Origin of the sequence: Streptomyces sp. DH10 (assembly GCF_029813805.1) — a bacterium.
In the GTDB taxonomy this organism is placed as follows: domain Bacteria; phylum Actinomycetota; class Actinomycetes; order Streptomycetales; family Streptomycetaceae; genus Streptomyces; species Streptomyces coeruleofuscus.
The window spans coordinates 59,796-74,223 of the sequence record NZ_JARVKU010000002.1; the positions used below are offsets into that span (position 1 = coordinate 59,796).

At 71.0% G+C, this 14,428-nt stretch carries 17 protein-coding genes; 13 read left to right on the forward strand and 4 right to left on the reverse strand.

Features of this window, described 5'->3' with window-relative positions; translation table 11 throughout:
• Nucleotides 1–4: 4 nt before the first annotated feature.
• Nucleotides 5–391 carry a VOC family protein gene (locus QC385_RS03795; protein ID WP_279539826.1) on the forward strand — a complete coding sequence of 129 codons (387 nt, stop codon included), beginning with the start codon at nucleotides 5–7 and terminating at the stop codon, nucleotides 389–391.
• Here QC385_RS03795 and QC385_RS03800 read toward each other — a convergent pair.
• The gene (locus QC385_RS03800) at nucleotides 385–747 is read right to left on the reverse strand and encodes a DsrE family protein (RefSeq protein WP_279539827.1); all 363 of its coding nucleotides are present in this window, start codon (nucleotides 745–747) and stop codon (nucleotides 385–387) included. The genes QC385_RS03795 and QC385_RS03800 overlap by 7 nt on opposite strands.
• Before the next feature lie 216 nt (nucleotides 748–963).
• On the opposite strand from QC385_RS03800, the gene QC385_RS03805 reads away from it, so the two are divergent.
• Genes QC385_RS03805 through ygfZ form a run of 3 tightly spaced genes read left to right on the forward strand, consistent with a single transcriptional unit; the run spans nucleotide 964 to nucleotide 2,969 of the window.
• Nucleotides 964–1,539, forward strand: coding sequence for an FABP family protein (locus QC385_RS03805; RefSeq protein ID WP_086849267.1), 576 nt, complete (start codon nucleotides 964–966; stop codon nucleotides 1,537–1,539).
• A gap of 16 nt (nucleotides 1,540–1,555) precedes the next feature.
• On the forward strand, nucleotides 1,556–1,993 hold the full coding sequence (locus QC385_RS03810; RefSeq protein ID WP_086602096.1) for a Fur family transcriptional regulator: 438 nt from the start codon (nucleotides 1,556–1,558) through the stop codon (nucleotides 1,991–1,993).
• A 10-nt stretch (nucleotides 1,994–2,003) separates the two neighbouring features.
• Nucleotides 2,004–2,969 carry a CAF17-like 4Fe-4S cluster assembly/insertion protein YgfZ gene (gene ygfZ / locus QC385_RS03815; protein ID WP_279539828.1) on the forward strand — a complete coding sequence of 322 codons (966 nt, stop codon included), beginning with the start codon at nucleotides 2,004–2,006 and terminating at the stop codon, nucleotides 2,967–2,969.
• A 19-nt stretch (nucleotides 2,970–2,988) separates the two neighbouring features.
• Here ygfZ and dtd read toward each other — a convergent pair whose 3' ends face one another.
• Nucleotides 2,989–3,414, reverse strand: coding sequence for a D-aminoacyl-tRNA deacylase (gene dtd / locus QC385_RS03820; RefSeq protein WP_010036184.1), 426 nt, complete (start codon nucleotides 3,412–3,414; stop codon nucleotides 2,989–2,991).
• 212 nt (nucleotides 3,415–3,626) lie between these two features.
• Between dtd and QC385_RS03825 the strand changes: the two genes are divergently transcribed.
• The 3 genes from QC385_RS03825 (at nucleotide 3,627) to QC385_RS03835 (ending at nucleotide 6,739) form a co-directional block, all read left to right on the forward strand.
• On the forward strand, nucleotides 3,627–4,259 hold the full coding sequence (locus QC385_RS03825; protein ID WP_279539829.1) for an RsiG family protein: 633 nt from the start codon (nucleotides 3,627–3,629) through the stop codon (nucleotides 4,257–4,259).
• Nucleotides 4,260–4,344: 85 nt separating this feature from the next.
• Nucleotides 4,345–5,607: a GNAT family N-acetyltransferase gene (locus QC385_RS03830; protein ID WP_279539830.1), complete on the forward strand. Its 1,263-nt coding sequence runs from the start codon at nucleotides 4,345–4,347 to the stop codon at nucleotides 5,605–5,607.
• 202 nt (nucleotides 5,608–5,809) lie between these two features.
• Complete coding sequence (locus QC385_RS03835; protein ID WP_279539831.1) at nucleotides 5,810–6,739, forward strand: FadR/GntR family transcriptional regulator; 930 nt, start codon at nucleotides 5,810–5,812, stop codon at nucleotides 6,737–6,739.
• Nucleotides 6,740–6,778: 39 nt separating this feature from the next.
• On the opposite strand, the gene QC385_RS03840 is transcribed toward QC385_RS03835, so the two are convergent.
• Nucleotides 6,779–6,967, reverse strand: a complete 189-nt coding sequence (locus tag QC385_RS03840; protein ID WP_086849255.1) for a hypothetical protein — start codon at nucleotides 6,965–6,967, stop codon at nucleotides 6,779–6,781.
• 147 nt (nucleotides 6,968–7,114) lie between these two features.
• On the opposite strand from QC385_RS03840, the gene QC385_RS03845 reads away from it, so the two are divergent.
• The 5 genes from QC385_RS03845 to QC385_RS03865 all read left to right on the forward strand — a co-directional run bounded on the left by QC385_RS03845 (nucleotide 7,115) and on the right by QC385_RS03865 (nucleotide 12,886).
• Nucleotides 7,115–7,993, forward strand: a complete 879-nt coding sequence (locus tag QC385_RS03845; protein ID WP_279539832.1) for a GntR family transcriptional regulator — start codon at nucleotides 7,115–7,117, stop codon at nucleotides 7,991–7,993.
• 29 nt (nucleotides 7,994–8,022) lie between these two features.
• On the forward strand, nucleotides 8,023–8,736 hold the full coding sequence (locus QC385_RS03850) for an HAD family hydrolase (protein WP_279539833.1): 714 nt from the start codon (nucleotides 8,023–8,025) through the stop codon (nucleotides 8,734–8,736).
• A gap of 233 nt (nucleotides 8,737–8,969) precedes the next feature.
• The gene (locus QC385_RS03855; protein ID WP_279539834.1) at nucleotides 8,970–10,034 is read left to right on the forward strand and encodes a phosphotransferase; all 1,065 of its coding nucleotides are present in this window, start codon (nucleotides 8,970–8,972) and stop codon (nucleotides 10,032–10,034) included.
• A 141-nt stretch (nucleotides 10,035–10,175) separates the two neighbouring features.
• On the forward strand, nucleotides 10,176–10,814 hold the full coding sequence (locus QC385_RS03860; RefSeq protein WP_279539835.1) for a TetR family transcriptional regulator: 639 nt from the start codon (nucleotides 10,176–10,178) through the stop codon (nucleotides 10,812–10,814).
• 41 nt (nucleotides 10,815–10,855) lie between these two features.
• Nucleotides 10,856–12,886, forward strand: coding sequence for a HelD family protein (locus QC385_RS03865; RefSeq protein ID WP_279539836.1), 2,031 nt, complete (start codon nucleotides 10,856–10,858; stop codon nucleotides 12,884–12,886).
• Between the two features lie 89 nt (nucleotides 12,887–12,975).
• On the opposite strand, the gene QC385_RS03870 is transcribed toward QC385_RS03865, so the two are convergent.
• Entirely contained in the window at nucleotides 12,976–13,887 is a 912-nt protein-coding gene (locus tag QC385_RS03870; RefSeq protein WP_279539837.1) for an NAD(P)-dependent oxidoreductase, read from the reverse strand.
• A 51-nt stretch (nucleotides 13,888–13,938) separates the two neighbouring features.
• Between QC385_RS03870 and QC385_RS03875 the strand changes: the two genes are divergently transcribed.
• Nucleotides 13,939–14,295 (forward strand): winged helix-turn-helix transcriptional regulator, encoded by a 357-nt coding sequence (locus tag QC385_RS03875; protein WP_279539838.1) that lies wholly within the window; start codon nucleotides 13,939–13,941, stop codon nucleotides 14,293–14,295.
• Nucleotides 14,296–14,428: the final 133 nt, after the last annotated feature.

Sequence of the window (14,428 nt, forward strand, 5' to 3'; positions counted from 1 at the left end):
GACCGTGCGCCTGACGGCGGCGACTCTGGACGCACCGAACGCCCGTGAGCTGGCCGCCTTCTACCTGCGGCTGCTGCCCGGGTGGCGGGTGTGGCGCGGGGAGGACTGGCAGGACTGGGTGCACATCCGGCCGCCCGACGGCGGCACCGGACTGTCCTTCCAGACCGAGCCCGCCTACCGGCCGCCCGTCTGGCCGAGCACGCCGGACCGGCAGCAGATGATGATCCACCTCGACATCGAGGTCGACGACCTGGAACGCGAGACCGCACGGGCCCTGGCCGAGGGCGCGCGTCTGGCCGACTACCAGCCGCAGGACGGCGTCCGGGTGCTCCTGGACCCGGTGGGCCACCCCTTCTGCCTCTTCACGGAGGCCGCGGAGGCGTCTCAGTAGACGAGCGCCTGGGCGTCCTCCGCCACGGCCTCCTGGACGAAGACCTGGGCGCCGGCGATGCGGACGCCCTTGATGACGTCCTGCTCCGTGATCTCGCGGCGGGCCGCGCACTGCGTGCACAGGGTGACGCGGCCGGCCGCCAGGACCGAGTCGAGCAGGTCGGGGAGCGGGGCCGCGTGCGGCAGCTCGAACTCGGCGGCGCGGCCGGGGAGCGCGTACCAGGCGGACTCACCGGTCAGCCACAGGGAGACGTCCACGCCGCTGGCCACCGCCACCGCCGCCACCGTGAACGCCTGGGAGCACCGCTCGGGGGCGTCGGCCCCCGCGGTCACCTTGATCACCAGCTTCTTCGCCATAGCCGGAATCGTAGTCCGGAATCGTAGGGCCGAAGGGGCCCGCGTAAGCTGGGCCCGGCCCCGTGCACACATCCGCAGCCCGCTCAAGGAGCACCCCGTGGAGCTTTTCTTCGAAATCCTGTTGGTCCTGGTCGCCGTCGGTGTCCTCGCCTTCGCCGGACTGACCGTGAAGAAGCTGTACCAGGGCCAGCGCTGACCCACGTCTAGGAACCTCTCATGATCGAGATCCCGTCCGACCTCCACAAAGACCTCGTCCCGCTCGCCTTCCTGCTCGGCAACTGGGCCGGTGCCGGTGTGCACGACTTCCCCGGCTCCGAGAAGTGCAACTTCGGGCAGGAGGTCGCCTTCACCCACGACGGCCGGGACTTCCTTGAGTACCGCTCCCACAGCTGGGTGCTGGACAAGGACGGCAACAAGGTCCGGCCGCTGGAGTCCGAGCACGGCTTCTGGCGCATCGACGCCGACCGCAAGGTCGAGGTGACGATGACCCGCGACGACGGCGTCATCGAGATCTGGTACGGCGAGCTGGCCGACAAGAAGCCGCAGATCGACCTGGTGACGGACGCCGTGGCCCGCACCGCCGCCTCCCAGCCGTACACCGGCGGCAAGCGGCTGTACGGCTACGTCAAGAGCGACCTGATGTGGGTGGGCGAGAAGCAGACCCCCGAGGTCGAGCTGCGCCCCTACATGTCGGCTCACCTGAAGAAGGTCGTGACCCCGGAGGAGGTCGAGCGCTGGGCCAAGGCCCTGCCCGACGACATGCCGGACGACGGGATCGCTTTCTTCAAGTAGTTCTAGACTGGCCGGTGTGGTGAGCACCGACTGGAAGAGCGATCTGCGGCAGCGCGGTTACCGGCTGACCCCGCAGCGGCAACTCGTGCTCGAAGCCGTGGACACCCTGGAGCACGCGACCCCCGACGACATCCTCGTGGAAGTGAGGAAGACGGCGTCGGGGGTCAACATTTCCACGGTCTACCGGACGCTGGAGCTGCTGGAGGAGCTCGGCCTGGTCAGCCACGCCCATCTGGGGCACGGCGCGCCGACGTACCACCTCGCGGACCGGCACCACCACCTCCACCTGGTCTGCCGTGACTGCCAGAACGTCATCGAGGCGGATGTGGCCGTGGCCGCCGAGTTCACCGCGAAGCTGCGGGAGACGTTCGGCTTCGACACCGACATGAAGCACTTCGCGATCTTCGGCCGGTGCGAGGACTGCACACTCAAGGCTTCAACTACCGAGTCGTAGGCTTACGCATATGAAGAGCCCCCTGCTGACCCTGCCCGGTGCCGTCCCCGCCGAGGGTGTGGACGAAGGCGTCGCCGCCCACTACGGCGATCTGTTCCGCGAGCAGCGTGCCCTCGCCGACGGCACCGGTTTCGTGGACCTCTCGCACCGGGGGGTCGTCACCGTCACCGGCGACGACCGGCTCGCGTGGCTGCACCTGCTGCTCACCCAGCACGTCAGCGACCTCCCGGCGGGCCAGGCCACCGAGGCGCTGATCCTGTCCGCGAACGGCCACATCGAGCACGCCCTCTACCTCGTCGACGACGGTGAGACGGTCTGGGCCCATGTGGAGCCGGGCACCCAGGAGGCGCTGATCGCGTACCTGGAGTCGATGAAGTTCTTCTACAAGGTCGAGGTCGCCGACCGGACGGCCGACATCGCCGTGGTGCACCTGCCGGCCGGCTCCATCGCCGAGGTGCCTCAGGGCGTGGCCGTACGGGAGACGCCGTACGGACGGGACCTGTTCCTGCCGCGGGCCGACCTGGAGGCGTACGCCGGGCAGGCCGGGCCGCCCGCCGGGATCCTCGCCTATGAGGCGCTGCGGGTGGAGCAGCACCGGCCCCGTGTCGGGTTCGAGACCGACCACCGCACCATCCCGCACGAGCTGGGCTGGATCGGTTCGGCGGTGCACCTCCAGAAGGGCTGCTACCGCGGCCAGGAGACGGTCGCCCGGGTGCAGAACCTGGGCAAGCCCCCGCGTCGGCTGGTCTTCCTGCACCTGGACGGCAGCGAGGTCCACCTGCCGGTGGCCGGCACCGAGCTCCGGCTGGCGGACGACGGCCCCGACGGCCGGAAGATCGGCTTCATCACGACCTCCGTACGCCACCACGAGCTGGGGCCGGTCGCCCTCGCGCTGGTGAAGCGGAACGTGGCCCTGGACGCGCCGCTGGTGGCCGGTGACACGGCCGCGGCCCAGGAAGTCGTCGTCGAGCCGTAGAGCTTGTCATTCTTTCGGGTCAGATCTCGATCAGCACGGTGAACGGGCCGTCGTTCGTCAGTGATACGCGCATGGCCGCGCCGAAGCGGCCCGTGGCCACCGTCGCGCCCAGCGAGCGAAGCTGGGCGACCACCTCGTCGACGAGCGGCTCGGCGACGTCGCCGGGGGCGGCGGCGTTCCAGGTGGGGCGGCGGCCCTTGCGGGCGTCGCCGTAGAGGGTGAACTGGCTGATCACCAGGAGCGGGGCGTCGATGTCGCTGCACGACTTCTCGTCGTGCAGCATGCGGACCGACCAGAGCTTGCGGGCCAGCTGCGCCGCCTTCTCCTTGGTGTCCTCGTGCGTGACGCCGACGAGGACGCACAGCCCCTCGCCTTCGATCGCCCCTACGGTCTCGCCGTCCACGACGACGCTCGCGCCGTCCACCCTCTGCACCACTGCTCGCATACGTCCATCATGCAGGGCGGTGAACGCGCGGCCGCCGGTGGTTCGCCCATGGCCCGAAAGGGTGGTTTGCGCAAGGCGCCAACAGACCGCGCACGGCCGTATTTTGCTGCTTAACCGCCCATCTGGGGTCTATCGGGGGCACTCGTTCCCATAGCGGCCACTTGGGGTGGCACGATGCTTTCACGCACCGGTCGAGGGGACGGTTGAGGCACATGAGCACATCAAGCACGGGGCATCCGCTGGGGGCTGTCTGGTCCAGCCAGACGGGGATCGGGGTGTCGGAGTACCACCGGCCCCCCACACAGCGCACCGACAGTCCACCGCTGCCCTCGGACGCACCCGAACACGAACTGGCCGCACTGAGCCTGCCCGAGCTGCGCACGCTGCGCCGCGAGGCCCAGCGCGACGAAGCCGACCTCAGCTACCTGCGGCGGCTGCTCCAGGGGCGGATCGACATCCTGCGGGCGGAGCTGACGCGGCGCACCCCGGTGGGCTCGGCCTCCGTCGCCGCACCCGCGGAGGCGTCCGTCATCGAGCGGCTCGCGGAGATCCTGCTGGACGCCCCGGCCCGCCACCGCTCCTCCGCCCGCCACGTGACCATGGGGACACCGCAGGGGGAGGAGTACCGGCGGCTGGCCGCGGAGATGCTCGCCGAGGTGGAGCTCTCCGACCTGGACGCCCGGACGGACCTGGAGCTGAACACCGCGATGGGGCGGCTCGTGCGCTACGAGCAGCAGGTCTCCCGGCGGCGGCAGCGGCTCCAGCGCACGGCCGACGAGTGCAGCGCGGAGATCGCGCGCCGGTACCGCGAGGGCGAGGCGCAGATCGACGATCTGCTCGTGTGAGGCTCCGGGGTGGGGGGGCCGGGGGAGGGCCGGCGGACGGATATCTACGCGACACCGGCCGGCCCCTCCGCCTAGCGTGAAGTCCATGACCCCCACCGCTCGTGCCGACGGCATCGACGTACGCCCGATCACCGAAGCCGAGTTCACCGACTGGCTGCGTGCCGTGAACGCCGGTTTCCTGCGCGTGCCGGTCCTGTCCGAGGAGGAGATCGAGGGGCGTCGCCGGCAGTTCGTCCCCGGCCGCTACCTCGGTGCCTTCGACGGCGGCCGGTGCGTGGCGACCTTCCGGTCCTTCGACCAGGAGCTCACGGTCGTGGGCGGGGCGAGGGTCCCGGCCGACGCCGTCTCGGGCGTCACCGTCACCGCCACGCACCGCCGCCGCGGACTGCTCAGCCGGATGATGGCCCAGGACCTGGCGGCCGCGAAGGAGCGCGGGGACGTCGTCGCCACGCTGATCGCCGCCGAGTACCCGATCTACGGCCGGTACGGCTTCGGGCCGGCGACCTGGACGGCCGAGTGGACGGTCGATGTGCCGCGCGCCGGTCTCGACGCCCGCTGGGCGGGCCCGGCGGACGGCGGGCGGATCGACCTCGTGGACGGCGAGGACGTCCGCAAGCTCGGCCCGGAGCTGCACGAGCGGATGCGCCGAACCCAGGCCGGCCTCATCACCCGCGACGAGGTGTGGTGGAAGCTCAACACCGGCGCCATACGGTTCGACCCGTCGTGGAAGCCGCCCTACTGGGCCGTGTACCGCTCGGCGTCCGGCGAGGTCGAGGGCATGGCCGCCTACGAGGTCGACGACAACTGGGGTGACGCCAAGCAGCCGTTGAACACGGCGAGCGTGCAGTGGCTGCTCGGCGCGACACCGGCCGCGGAGCGGGCCCTGTGGCGGTACCTGTGCTCCATCGACTGGGTCGTGAAGGTCAAGAGCGGCGGGCGGGCTCCCGACGACCTGCTGCCGTTCCTCCTGCCGGATCCGCGGGCGGCCGCGATCACCTCGCTGGCGGACTGGCTGTGGGTGCGGATCCTCGACGTCGAACGGGCGCTTCAGGCGAGGACGTACGAGGGGGAGGGGACGCTGGTGCTGGAGGTCACCGGCGTGGACGGTCTGACCGGCGGACGCTACCGGCTGGAGGCCTCGGCCGCCGGGGCGTCCTGCACGCCGACCACCGAGAGTGCGGACATCGCGCTCGGGCTGGTGGAGCTGGGGGCGCTGTGGCTCGGGGACGAGTCGGCCGTGCGGCTGGCGGCGCTGGGCCGGGTGCGGGAAGAACGAGCGGGCGCCGCCCGGAAGGCCGACGCCCTGCTGCGTACGTCCAGGCGTCCTTGGTGCCCGGACCTGTTCTGAGCCGCTCCCTTCCGCCGACGACAGGGATCCCACATCCGTAGCGAGCTGTTCGGGGCTCCCGGCTCCCCTCCGGAAGGGAGCCCCATGATGGACGGCCAACCCCTTGAAGGGCTGACCATGTCACCCAAGTTGGCTACCAACTCTCTGTACTTATCTCCGCTTGGAAGCGGCTCATAACCACCTGGTGCTGAACTGCCCTGATATGGCGGGAAGTTGTACTGTTCGGGTTGTGGACCCGGAACACGCCTCCGTCAGTGGACGGAAGAGGTCGCAGCGGCCACAGAGAACACATCACGAGGTGGCCGACGAACTGCGCGCCCGGATCAGGTCAGGAGCACTGCGGCCGGGCGAACGCATGCCCACCCAGGCCCAGCTGGCCCACGAGTTCGGCGTCGAGCGCGGTGCCGTACGCCAGGCCCTGCGCGTCCTCCAGTCCGAGCGGTTGCTCACCAATGTGTCCAAGGGCAGCCCGGCGACCGTCGCCCCCGACCCGGACAGGACGCCGACCGGCCCGCAAACCCCGCCGCTGCCCACGACGGTGGCCCTGGCTCCCCGGATCGCGGCGGCTTTCGCGGCGGAGCACGTCGAGATCGACGCCGTGTGCCTGACCGCCGTCTCCCTCACGCTCGCCATCGGTGAGCCGCTGCGGCAGATCCACGCCGGACGACTGAAACCGGCCAAGGTCGACGTCCGGGTCCTGCTGCCGAGCCGGGACATCGACCTCGCCTTCCCGGTGCCGGTCGAGGGGCGCGGCGACGACTGGGTGCACGACCGGTGGCTGGCGATGCGCAACGCCCAGGGCCAGGTCCTCCGGCACAACCTCCTGGCCCTGCGCGCCACGCACGGCATCGACGTGCGCGTCACGTTCCGGGCGCTGCCCTTCACCCCGCCGGTGAAGCTGTACCTGCTCAACAACACGGAGGCACTGTTCGCGTACTACACGCTGATGCGCCGGGAGGCCGAGATCGACCACGAGCACCTGGAGATGTACGACGCCCAGGGCACCCGGTCGATGCTGTTCTCCTTCCGGCAGGGCCCCGGCCCGCGCGACACGACGTTCGTCGAGCAGTCGCACCTGTGGTTCAACGCGCTGTGGGAGACGATCAGTTCGGAGCTGGTGCTCACGAACTGACGTCTCCCACGGTGGGTTGAACCGGGGCGGTGCGGTGACTCATCGGGCGGGGCCCGCCATCAGCAGCGCGAGCACGACCGCCCCGGCGGAGCTGACGGCCGGGCTCTTGGCCTTGATGCCCACGGTGAGAAGGATCAGGCCGACGATGCCGGCCGGACCGTACTTCCACTGGACGAGCTGCTCGAAGGCGACGACGAAGGCGGCGGAGAGGAGAGCGAGGGCGGGCATCGGAGTTCCCCCTTCGGAAGTTCGGAAGCAAAACTTCCGCCAACTCTGAGAAGTTGGCAACCAACTCTGATTAAGTTGTCCCCACTTGGCCCCTACTCATAAACAACTTTCAAACAACTCCCGCTAGATGGATCAAAGTTGTAGCGTTTGGTCGTGACCCAGGAGAACGTGGCAGTGAACGGCAGCAGCAGGCTCTCGCCCCAGCAGATCGCCGACGACCTGCGGAAACGCATCCGTGCCGGTGAGCTCAAGCCGGGGGACCGCCTGCCCACCCAGGCCGAACTCGCGGAAGAGTTCGGTGTGGAGCGCGGCACCGTGCGCCAGGCCCTGCGGGTACTCCAGGAGGACGGACTCCTCACCAACGTCAGCAAGGGCAGCCCGCCGCGCATCGCCGTACCGGCCCCGGCCCGCGACGAGCCCCAGCCCACGATGGTGGGCCTGGCACCGCGGCTGACGGAGGCGTTCTCGACGACGGCCGTCCATCTCGACGTGGTCTGCCACACGTCCGAGACCCTGATGGTGGCCCTCGGGGAGCCGTTGCGCCGTATCCACGGGGGCGGCAGCCGCCCCGAGTCGATCGACCTGCGCGTGCTGCTCCCCTCCCGGGACATCAACCTGGCCTTCCCCCGTCTCGTCGAGGAGCAGGGGGAGGACGACCCCGTGCACGAGCGCTGGCTGGAGATGCGCAATGCCCAGCTCCGGGTCCTCGAACACAACCTGCTGACCCTGCGCGCCACGCACGGCATGGACGTACGGGTCCGCTTCCGGGCGCTGCCCTTCACTCCGCCGGTGAAGCTGTATCTGCTCAATCAGGAGGAGGCGCTGATCGGCTACTACATGCTGACCAGGCGCGCGGAGGAGTGGGGCAGCCAGACCCTGGACATGTACGACGTCCTCGGCTCCCAGTCGCTCCTCTTCTCCTTCGTGAAACGAGCGGGCCTGCGGGACGCGGCGTTCGTACGGGAATCCCAGAAGTGGTTCGACGCCCTCTGGGAAACCATCACGACGGACCTGACACTCTCCTAGTGACTCCTGATACGACGCAGACTGGTTCGGTGACAGTCGAGACCGAGAACGAGCAGCACCACATCCTGACTCTGATCAAAGGCGCCCGTGTCGTGCTCTGGGACTTCGACGGGCCCATCTGCCGTCTGTTCGCCAGGCACTCCGCGGACGGCGTGGCGAGCGACCTGGTGTCCTGGCTGGCGGGCCGGGGCCTGCACGGCCTGCTGACCGAGACGGAACGCCAGTCGCTCGACCCCCAGGTCGTCCTGCGTGCCGTGGACCGCCGGCATCCCGGCAGCGACCTCGTCTCCGAGCTGGAGGAACGTCTCACCCACGAGGAGCTGCGGGCCGCGTCCTCTGCGATGCCGACCCCGTACGCGGATCCGCTGATACGCACCTGGTCGGCGGTGGGCTCCCGCCTCGCGGTCGCCACCAACAACTCCCCGCGGGTAGTGCGCAAGTACCTCGAAAGCCGCGGCCTCGTCGGCTGCTTCGCGCCCCACATCTACGGCCGCACCCAGGAGCTGAGCCTCCTGAAGCCGGACCCCCACTGCCTCGTCCGGGCGCTGAACGCCACGGGTACCGCCCCGGCCGACGCCCTGATGATCGGCGACGCACCCTCGGACCGCGAGGCCGCGGCACGTGCCGGGGTGCCGTTCCTCGGGTACGCGAGCAACAGCCGGAAGGCCAAGCTCCTGAGGGAGGCGGGAGCCGACGCCGTGGTCGAATCCCTGGAGCCCGTACTGGAGTTGCTGCGCGGCTAGGACCTGTCGTTTGGATCAGGTCGCAGACGCGGGGCCTGGCACGCGCATCTGCGGCGTTGTCGTCAGTCGCCTGGGAGGGGACGAGTTCGGCTCCGATAGCCGGGTTCTCCCCTGATGACGGCGTCCGGTGGAGTAACGTGCCTTCCCCCTTACACCATCGGCACCACCGGGGCAGGCTGAACCACCCAATGACACCCCCATCGGTCTCCGGTGCTCGGCAGCGAGCAGTCGAGATGAGCGGCGACCCGAGCCTGGTCAAAGGGCCGCTCAAGGGGTACCACCACGAGACGTACGTCCTCGCGTTGCCAGGCGGGACAGGCACCGTCAAGGTCCGTGAGCCGCGCTCCGAGATCCTGTGGTTCGACCGGAGGTGCTTCAGGTCGGAGGAGGAGCTGCTCCGCGCCCTCCAGGGGCACATCAGCCGGGTCCCCGGCATCGTCGATGTCGCCGGCATGGCACTTCAGGGCTTCATCGAGGGACGGACGCTCGGTGAGCAGCGGCGGCCGGGACGGCACGTTCCCGACGCGGCGTTCGAGCAGATCGTCGGTCTCTTCCAGGAGATGGTGCGGGTCACGCCGGACATGCTGAGCGTGGAGCGGCGCTGTGAGGACCGGGACCGCGCCGAGGACGGGGACAGCGACGGTTTCCTGGAACGTCTGCTCGCCTTCGTCGAGGAGCGGGTCTACCGGAAGAACCACGCGGCGTTCGCGGGACTGTTCCGCGCGCTCGGCATCTCGGATGAATCGTTCACCCTCCTGAGGAAGCACGTGCTGGGCCTCCAGGAGCGCCCGTTCTGTCTCCTGCACGCGGACCTGCACCGTGAGAACTTCGTCCTCGATCCGAAGGGTTGGCTCTGGGTCATCGACTGGGAGCTGGCGATGCTGGGGGATCCGCTCTACGACCTGGCCACCCACCTCTACCTGATGCGCTATCCGGGCGATCAGGAGAGCCGTATGGTCCGGGAATGGTGCCGGCTGGTCGAGCGGATCCGGCCGGGCAGCTCGTCCGGGTGGGAGCGGGATCTGTCGCTGATCCTCGACTTCAAGAGGGCGCAGTCGGTGTTCACCGATGTCATCCGTGTGTCACTGTCCCTGCGCGATGACGCGGGCTTCAACTGGGTGGCCCTGCCCGTGGCCGCAGGCAAGCTGCAGAAAATCCTCACCGCCGCCGCACAACCGCTCGGCCTGCCGCGAGTGCCGAGCCGTCCGCAGATCATGGCCGCACTGATCCGCTGGCACGGCGGACAGGAGGCGGCGCAAGGTGATCGGGCCGTGCTCACCGGACCGGGCGCTTCCTGACGCGGACGCCTTGCGTGGGCCGTACGGTGCCGGCCGGCTCCGCCGGCCCACCCGAGCACTGCCGGGCGGCGGACTCCTGCGCGACTTCGCGGACACCCCGTAGCCCCGCCTCGGCCGTCGCGTACTGCGTAGGCTCGCCGCATGAGCGAGATCGGGCTGCGGGAGCGCAAGAAGCAGCGGATGTACCAGGTCGTGTCGGACATCGCCATCCGGCTCTTCCTGGAGAAGGGGTTCGACGCGGTGTCCGTCGCCGAGGTGGCGGCGGCGGCCGAGATCTCCAAGCCGACGCTGTTCCGGTACTTCCCGGCGAAGGAGGATCTGGTCCTGTACCGGATCGCCGACCACGAGGGGGAGGCCGCGCGGGTGGTGGCGGAGGCGGCGGGGGAGCCCGTGGAGGCCTTGCGGCGGCACTTTCTGGAGGGGCTGGAGCGGTCCGATCCCGTGACCGGGCTGAACGACGATCCCCGGGTGCTCGCCTTCCACAAGCTGCTCTACGGGACGCCCTCCCTGGTCGCCCGGGCGTACGCGCACCAGGAGCGGGCCGAGGCCGCGCTCGCCGAGGTGCTCGGGGGTGATCTGGACGCGCGGCTCGCTGCCGGGCAGATCATGGCCGTGCGGCGGATCCTCGCGATGGAGAACTGGCGGCGGATCGCGGACGGGGAGCGGGTGGCGGACGTGCGGCCCGACGCGGTGGCGGCGGCGGAGCGGGCCTTCGGGCGGCTGGCGGTGGGGCTGCCGCCACGGATCCGGGCGGCACGGCCCGATGGTGATACCGAGTAATAAATTTAACTCGGTTACATTCTTTCGGTACGCTCGGTGGAATGACGCCGACCGACCCCGCCCTCCAGCACGCTCTCAGCCGTGAACGCGCCCACCACGACCGTTGCCGGGCCGCCCTCGCCGCGATGGTCGAGGGGGCCGACGAGCAGGTCGTCACCGGCGAGGACGTCTCCGCCTCGGGTGCCGACGCCGAGGTTCTCGGATACCGGCTGCGCAGCCAGGCCAAGGCACTGCGCGAACTGCCGGAGGCGCCCTTGTTCTTCGGGGCCTTGCACGGTCGGCAGGGGGAGCAGGGTGAGCTGCACATCGGGCGGCTGAGGATCACCGAGCACCCGGCCGAACCGCCGCTCGTCGTCGACTGGCGCGCACCCGTGTCGCGGGCGTTCTACCAGGCCTCCGCGCGTGATCCCCAGGGCGTCGCGGTGCGCCGGCGGTTCGGGTGGGCGCCCGGCAGCCGGGGCGACTCCGGCGACCTCACCGGTCTGGAGGACGAGCACCTGGGGGAGGGCGAGGCGCGGGCCAGCGAGATCGTCGCCCGGGAGATCGAACGGCCCCGCGTCGGGCCCATGCGGGACATCGCCGCGACCATCCAGCCCGAGCAGGACGACCTCGTACGCGGCGACCTGGCGGTGTCGGTCTGCGTGCAGGGGGCGCCCGGCACCGGCAAGACCGCCGTCGGACTGCACCGGGCCGCGTATCTGCTCTACACGCACCCGCAGCGCATCCGGCGCGGCGGTCTGCTGATCCTCGGGCCCAACCGCACCTTCCTGTCGTACATCGCGGAGGTCCTGCCGTCACTCGGCGAGACCGGGGTACGGCAGTCGACCCTGGCCGAGGAGATCGCACGGCATCCGGTCGGCGGCCGCGACGAACCCGCGACCGCCGCCGTCAAGCACGACGCCCGGATGGCCGAGGTGCTGCGGCGGGCGCTGTACGCGCGCGTGCGCGCCGGCGGCGGTGACGGTGACGGGCTCGCCGTGCCCGACGGGGCGTACCGGTGGCGGGTGCCGGCGGCGGAGCTGGCGCGGATCGTGGCCCGGGTGCGGGAGGAGGCGCCGCCGTACGGGGTCGGCCGGGAGCGGGTGCGGTCGCGGATCGTGCGGTCGGTGCGCGAGCAGGCCGAGCGGCGGGCCGGGCCGCAGACCAACGCCTGGGTGCGCCGGGTCGAGCGGGCGCGGCCGTTGTCCGCGTACGTCGACGCCGCCTGGCCCCGGGTGCGGCCCGAGGAGGTCGTGGCCGGACTGCTCGGCGACCCCGGGGTGTTGGCGGAGGCCGCCGACGGTCTGCTGGACCCCGGCGAGCAGCGGGCGCTGCTGTGGCGCAAGCCGCCCCGGTCGTGGAAGTCGGCGCGTTGGTCGGCCGCCGACCTGGTGCTCCTCGACGAGGTGGCCGGGCTGATCGAGCACCCGGAGGGTTACGGGCATGTCGTCGTCGACGAGGCACAGGACCTGTCCCCGATGGAGTGCCGGGCCATCGCCCGCCGGGCGCCCTTCGGCTCGCTGACAGTTCTGGGCGACCTGGCGCAGGGGACGACGCCGTGGGCGGCGCGGTCGTGGCACACCGTCCTGGCGCACCTGGGGAAACCGGACGCGGCCGTGGTCGGGCTGACCACCGGCTTCCGCGTGCCGCGGGCGGTCGTCGGCCTCGCCAACCGGCTGCTGGAGCGGCTGGACGTGGACGTACCGGCGGCCCGCTCGCTGCGCGGCGACGGGGAGTTGCGGATGCGGGAGACGACCCCGGACGGCCTGCCCGGAGCGATGGTGGAGGCCGTAGGGGACGCGCTGGGGCGGGAGGGCTCGGTCGGGGTCGTCGCGGCGGACGCGGACGTGCCCCGGATGCGGGCGGCCCTGGACGCGGCCGGCATCGCGGCGGCGGGCCCGGAGGAACTCGGCGCGCGGGTGTCCCTGGTACCGGCAAGCGTCGTCAAGGGACTTGAGTACGACCATGTCGTGGCCGTGGAACCGGCGGCGATCGCCGAGGCGGAGGAACGGGGGCTGCACCGGCTGTACGTGGTGCTGACGCGGGCGGTGTCACGGCTGGAGGTGGTGCGGGGGAGGCCGTTGCCGTTCTGAGCCTGGTGGACCAGGGCGTGTCCGGCGGATCACGCAACGCGCGACGCCGCCCGGGCCGAGCCGGCCGGGGAGGCCCGGCCCTCCTGGGCTCACTCCCGCCCGATGACCTCCGCGATCCGGATGAAACCGTCCGTCCCGTGTCCGAGCCCGATCGCGCGGCGGGCCATGCCCTCGGCCGCGCGCATGACGCCGGCGTCGATGCCGTGGGACTCGGAGACGTGGACGATGTGGGCCATGGACGACACCGCCGACGTGAGCGGGTTGCCCTCTCCGGAGTACGTGCCGGCGTCGGCGTCCGCCGCGGCCTCGGCGAACACCGGCGGCAGGATCGCGCCGATGCCCTGGGCGAAGGGCGCCAGCTCGCCGGCGGTGACACCCTCGGCGCGGGCCACCGCCAGGGCGTGCGCGTAGCCCGCCATCGCCGTCCAGAAGATGTCGAGCAGGGCGATGTCGTAGGCAGCGGCCCGGCCCGTGTCCTCGCCGAGGTGGGTGTGGGTGCCGCCCAACGCCCGTCGCACGGGCGCCAGTTCCTCGTAGAGGTCCGCCGGCCCGCTGTGCAGGAACACGGCGTCGGGTGTGCCGATGGTCGTCGTCGGGGTCATGATCGCGCCGTCCAGGTAGCGGACGCCGTGCGCGGCGGCCCAGTCGGCGGCGTCGCGGGCCCGGGCCGGGGTGTCGGCGGTCAGGTTCACCACCGTACGGCCCTTGAGGGCGGTGACGACGTCGTCCTGGCGCAGGACGGCGTCGACTGCGTCGTAGTTCACCACGCAGACGACGATCACCTCACCGGCGGCGACCGCCTCGGCCGCCGAGCCGGCGCCCACCGCCCCACGTTCGACGAGTTCCCGGTCTCTGCCCGGGGTGCGGTTCCAGACAGTGGTCGGCAGTCCCGCGTCCAGGAGGGCACCGGCCAGCGCACGGCCCATCGGGCCGAGCCCGAGGACGGTGACGGCGGGCCGCGCGGAATGTTCCGGGGACGAGGACGTGCTGTACGTGGACACGCTTGAACTCCCTTGCAGGCATGTGCGATTGATGAGGAATGGGGCAAAAGGATGACGCGTCGGCGCCAGGACCCGAACGTCTGCGGAGTGACCGCCGCGATCGCCGTGATCGACGGCAAGTGGAAGACGACCCTGCTCTGGCTGCTGGAGTCGGGCCCGCACCGCCCGGCGGAACTGCGCCGGCGGCTGCCGGGCCTCACCGAGAAGGTGCTGACCGAGGCGATGCGGGAGATGGAGACGGACGGGCTGGTGCGCCGGGAGGTGTACGACGTGCTGCCGCCGAAGACCGTCTACTCCCTGACTCCGTTCGGCCGCGAACTCGCCGGGGCACTGGCCCCGCTGTCCGACTGGGGCCACCGCCGCCTGGAGAAACTGGCCGGGACGCAGGCCACCCGGTCGGCCTCCTGACGCCCACGTTCACCTCCGTCCCTCCGGGATCCGGCGCCTCACCGACGGCCCACCACCAGGTTCGTCCCATCCGGGCCCGCTGCCAAGTACCCACAAAAAAGTGGGTGTTCGGCCCTGTCCGACTCGTCAGCCG

Bases quoted from the DNA above. Each gene is read 5' to 3' on its own strand.
- QC385_RS03855 (WP_279539834.1), top strand. From the start codon at position 8,970: ATGAGCGGCGACCCGAGCCTGGTCAAAGGGCCGCTCAAGGGGTACCAC.
- QC385_RS03840 (WP_086849255.1), bottom strand. From the start codon at position 6,967: ATGCCCGCCCTCGCTCTCCTCTCCGCCGCCTTCGTCGTCGCCTTCGAG.
- dtd (WP_010036184.1), bottom strand. From the start codon at position 3,414: ATGCGAGCAGTGGTGCAGAGGGTGGACGGCGCGAGCGTCGTCGTGGAC.
- QC385_RS03830 (WP_279539830.1), top strand. From the start codon at position 4,345: ATGACCCCCACCGCTCGTGCCGACGGCATCGACGTACGCCCGATCACC.
- QC385_RS03800 (WP_279539827.1), bottom strand. From the start codon at position 747: ATGGCGAAGAAGCTGGTGATCAAGGTGACCGCGGGGGCCGACGCCCCC.
- ygfZ (WP_279539828.1), top strand. From the start codon at position 2,004: ATGAAGAGCCCCCTGCTGACCCTGCCCGGTGCCGTCCCCGCCGAGGGT.
- QC385_RS03835 (WP_279539831.1), top strand. From the start codon at position 5,810: ATGGCGGGAAGTTGTACTGTTCGGGTTGTGGACCCGGAACACGCCTCC.
- QC385_RS03865 (WP_279539836.1), top strand. From the start codon at position 10,856: ATGACGCCGACCGACCCCGCCCTCCAGCACGCTCTCAGCCGTGAACGC.
- QC385_RS03860 (WP_279539835.1), top strand. From the start codon at position 10,176: ATGAGCGAGATCGGGCTGCGGGAGCGCAAGAAGCAGCGGATGTACCAG.
- QC385_RS03875 (WP_279539838.1), top strand. From the start codon at position 13,939: ATGACGCGTCGGCGCCAGGACCCGAACGTCTGCGGAGTGACCGCCGCG.
- QC385_RS03825 (WP_279539829.1), top strand. From the start codon at position 3,627: ATGAGCACATCAAGCACGGGGCATCCGCTGGGGGCTGTCTGGTCCAGC.
- QC385_RS03805 (WP_086849267.1), top strand. From the start codon at position 964: ATGATCGAGATCCCGTCCGACCTCCACAAAGACCTCGTCCCGCTCGCC.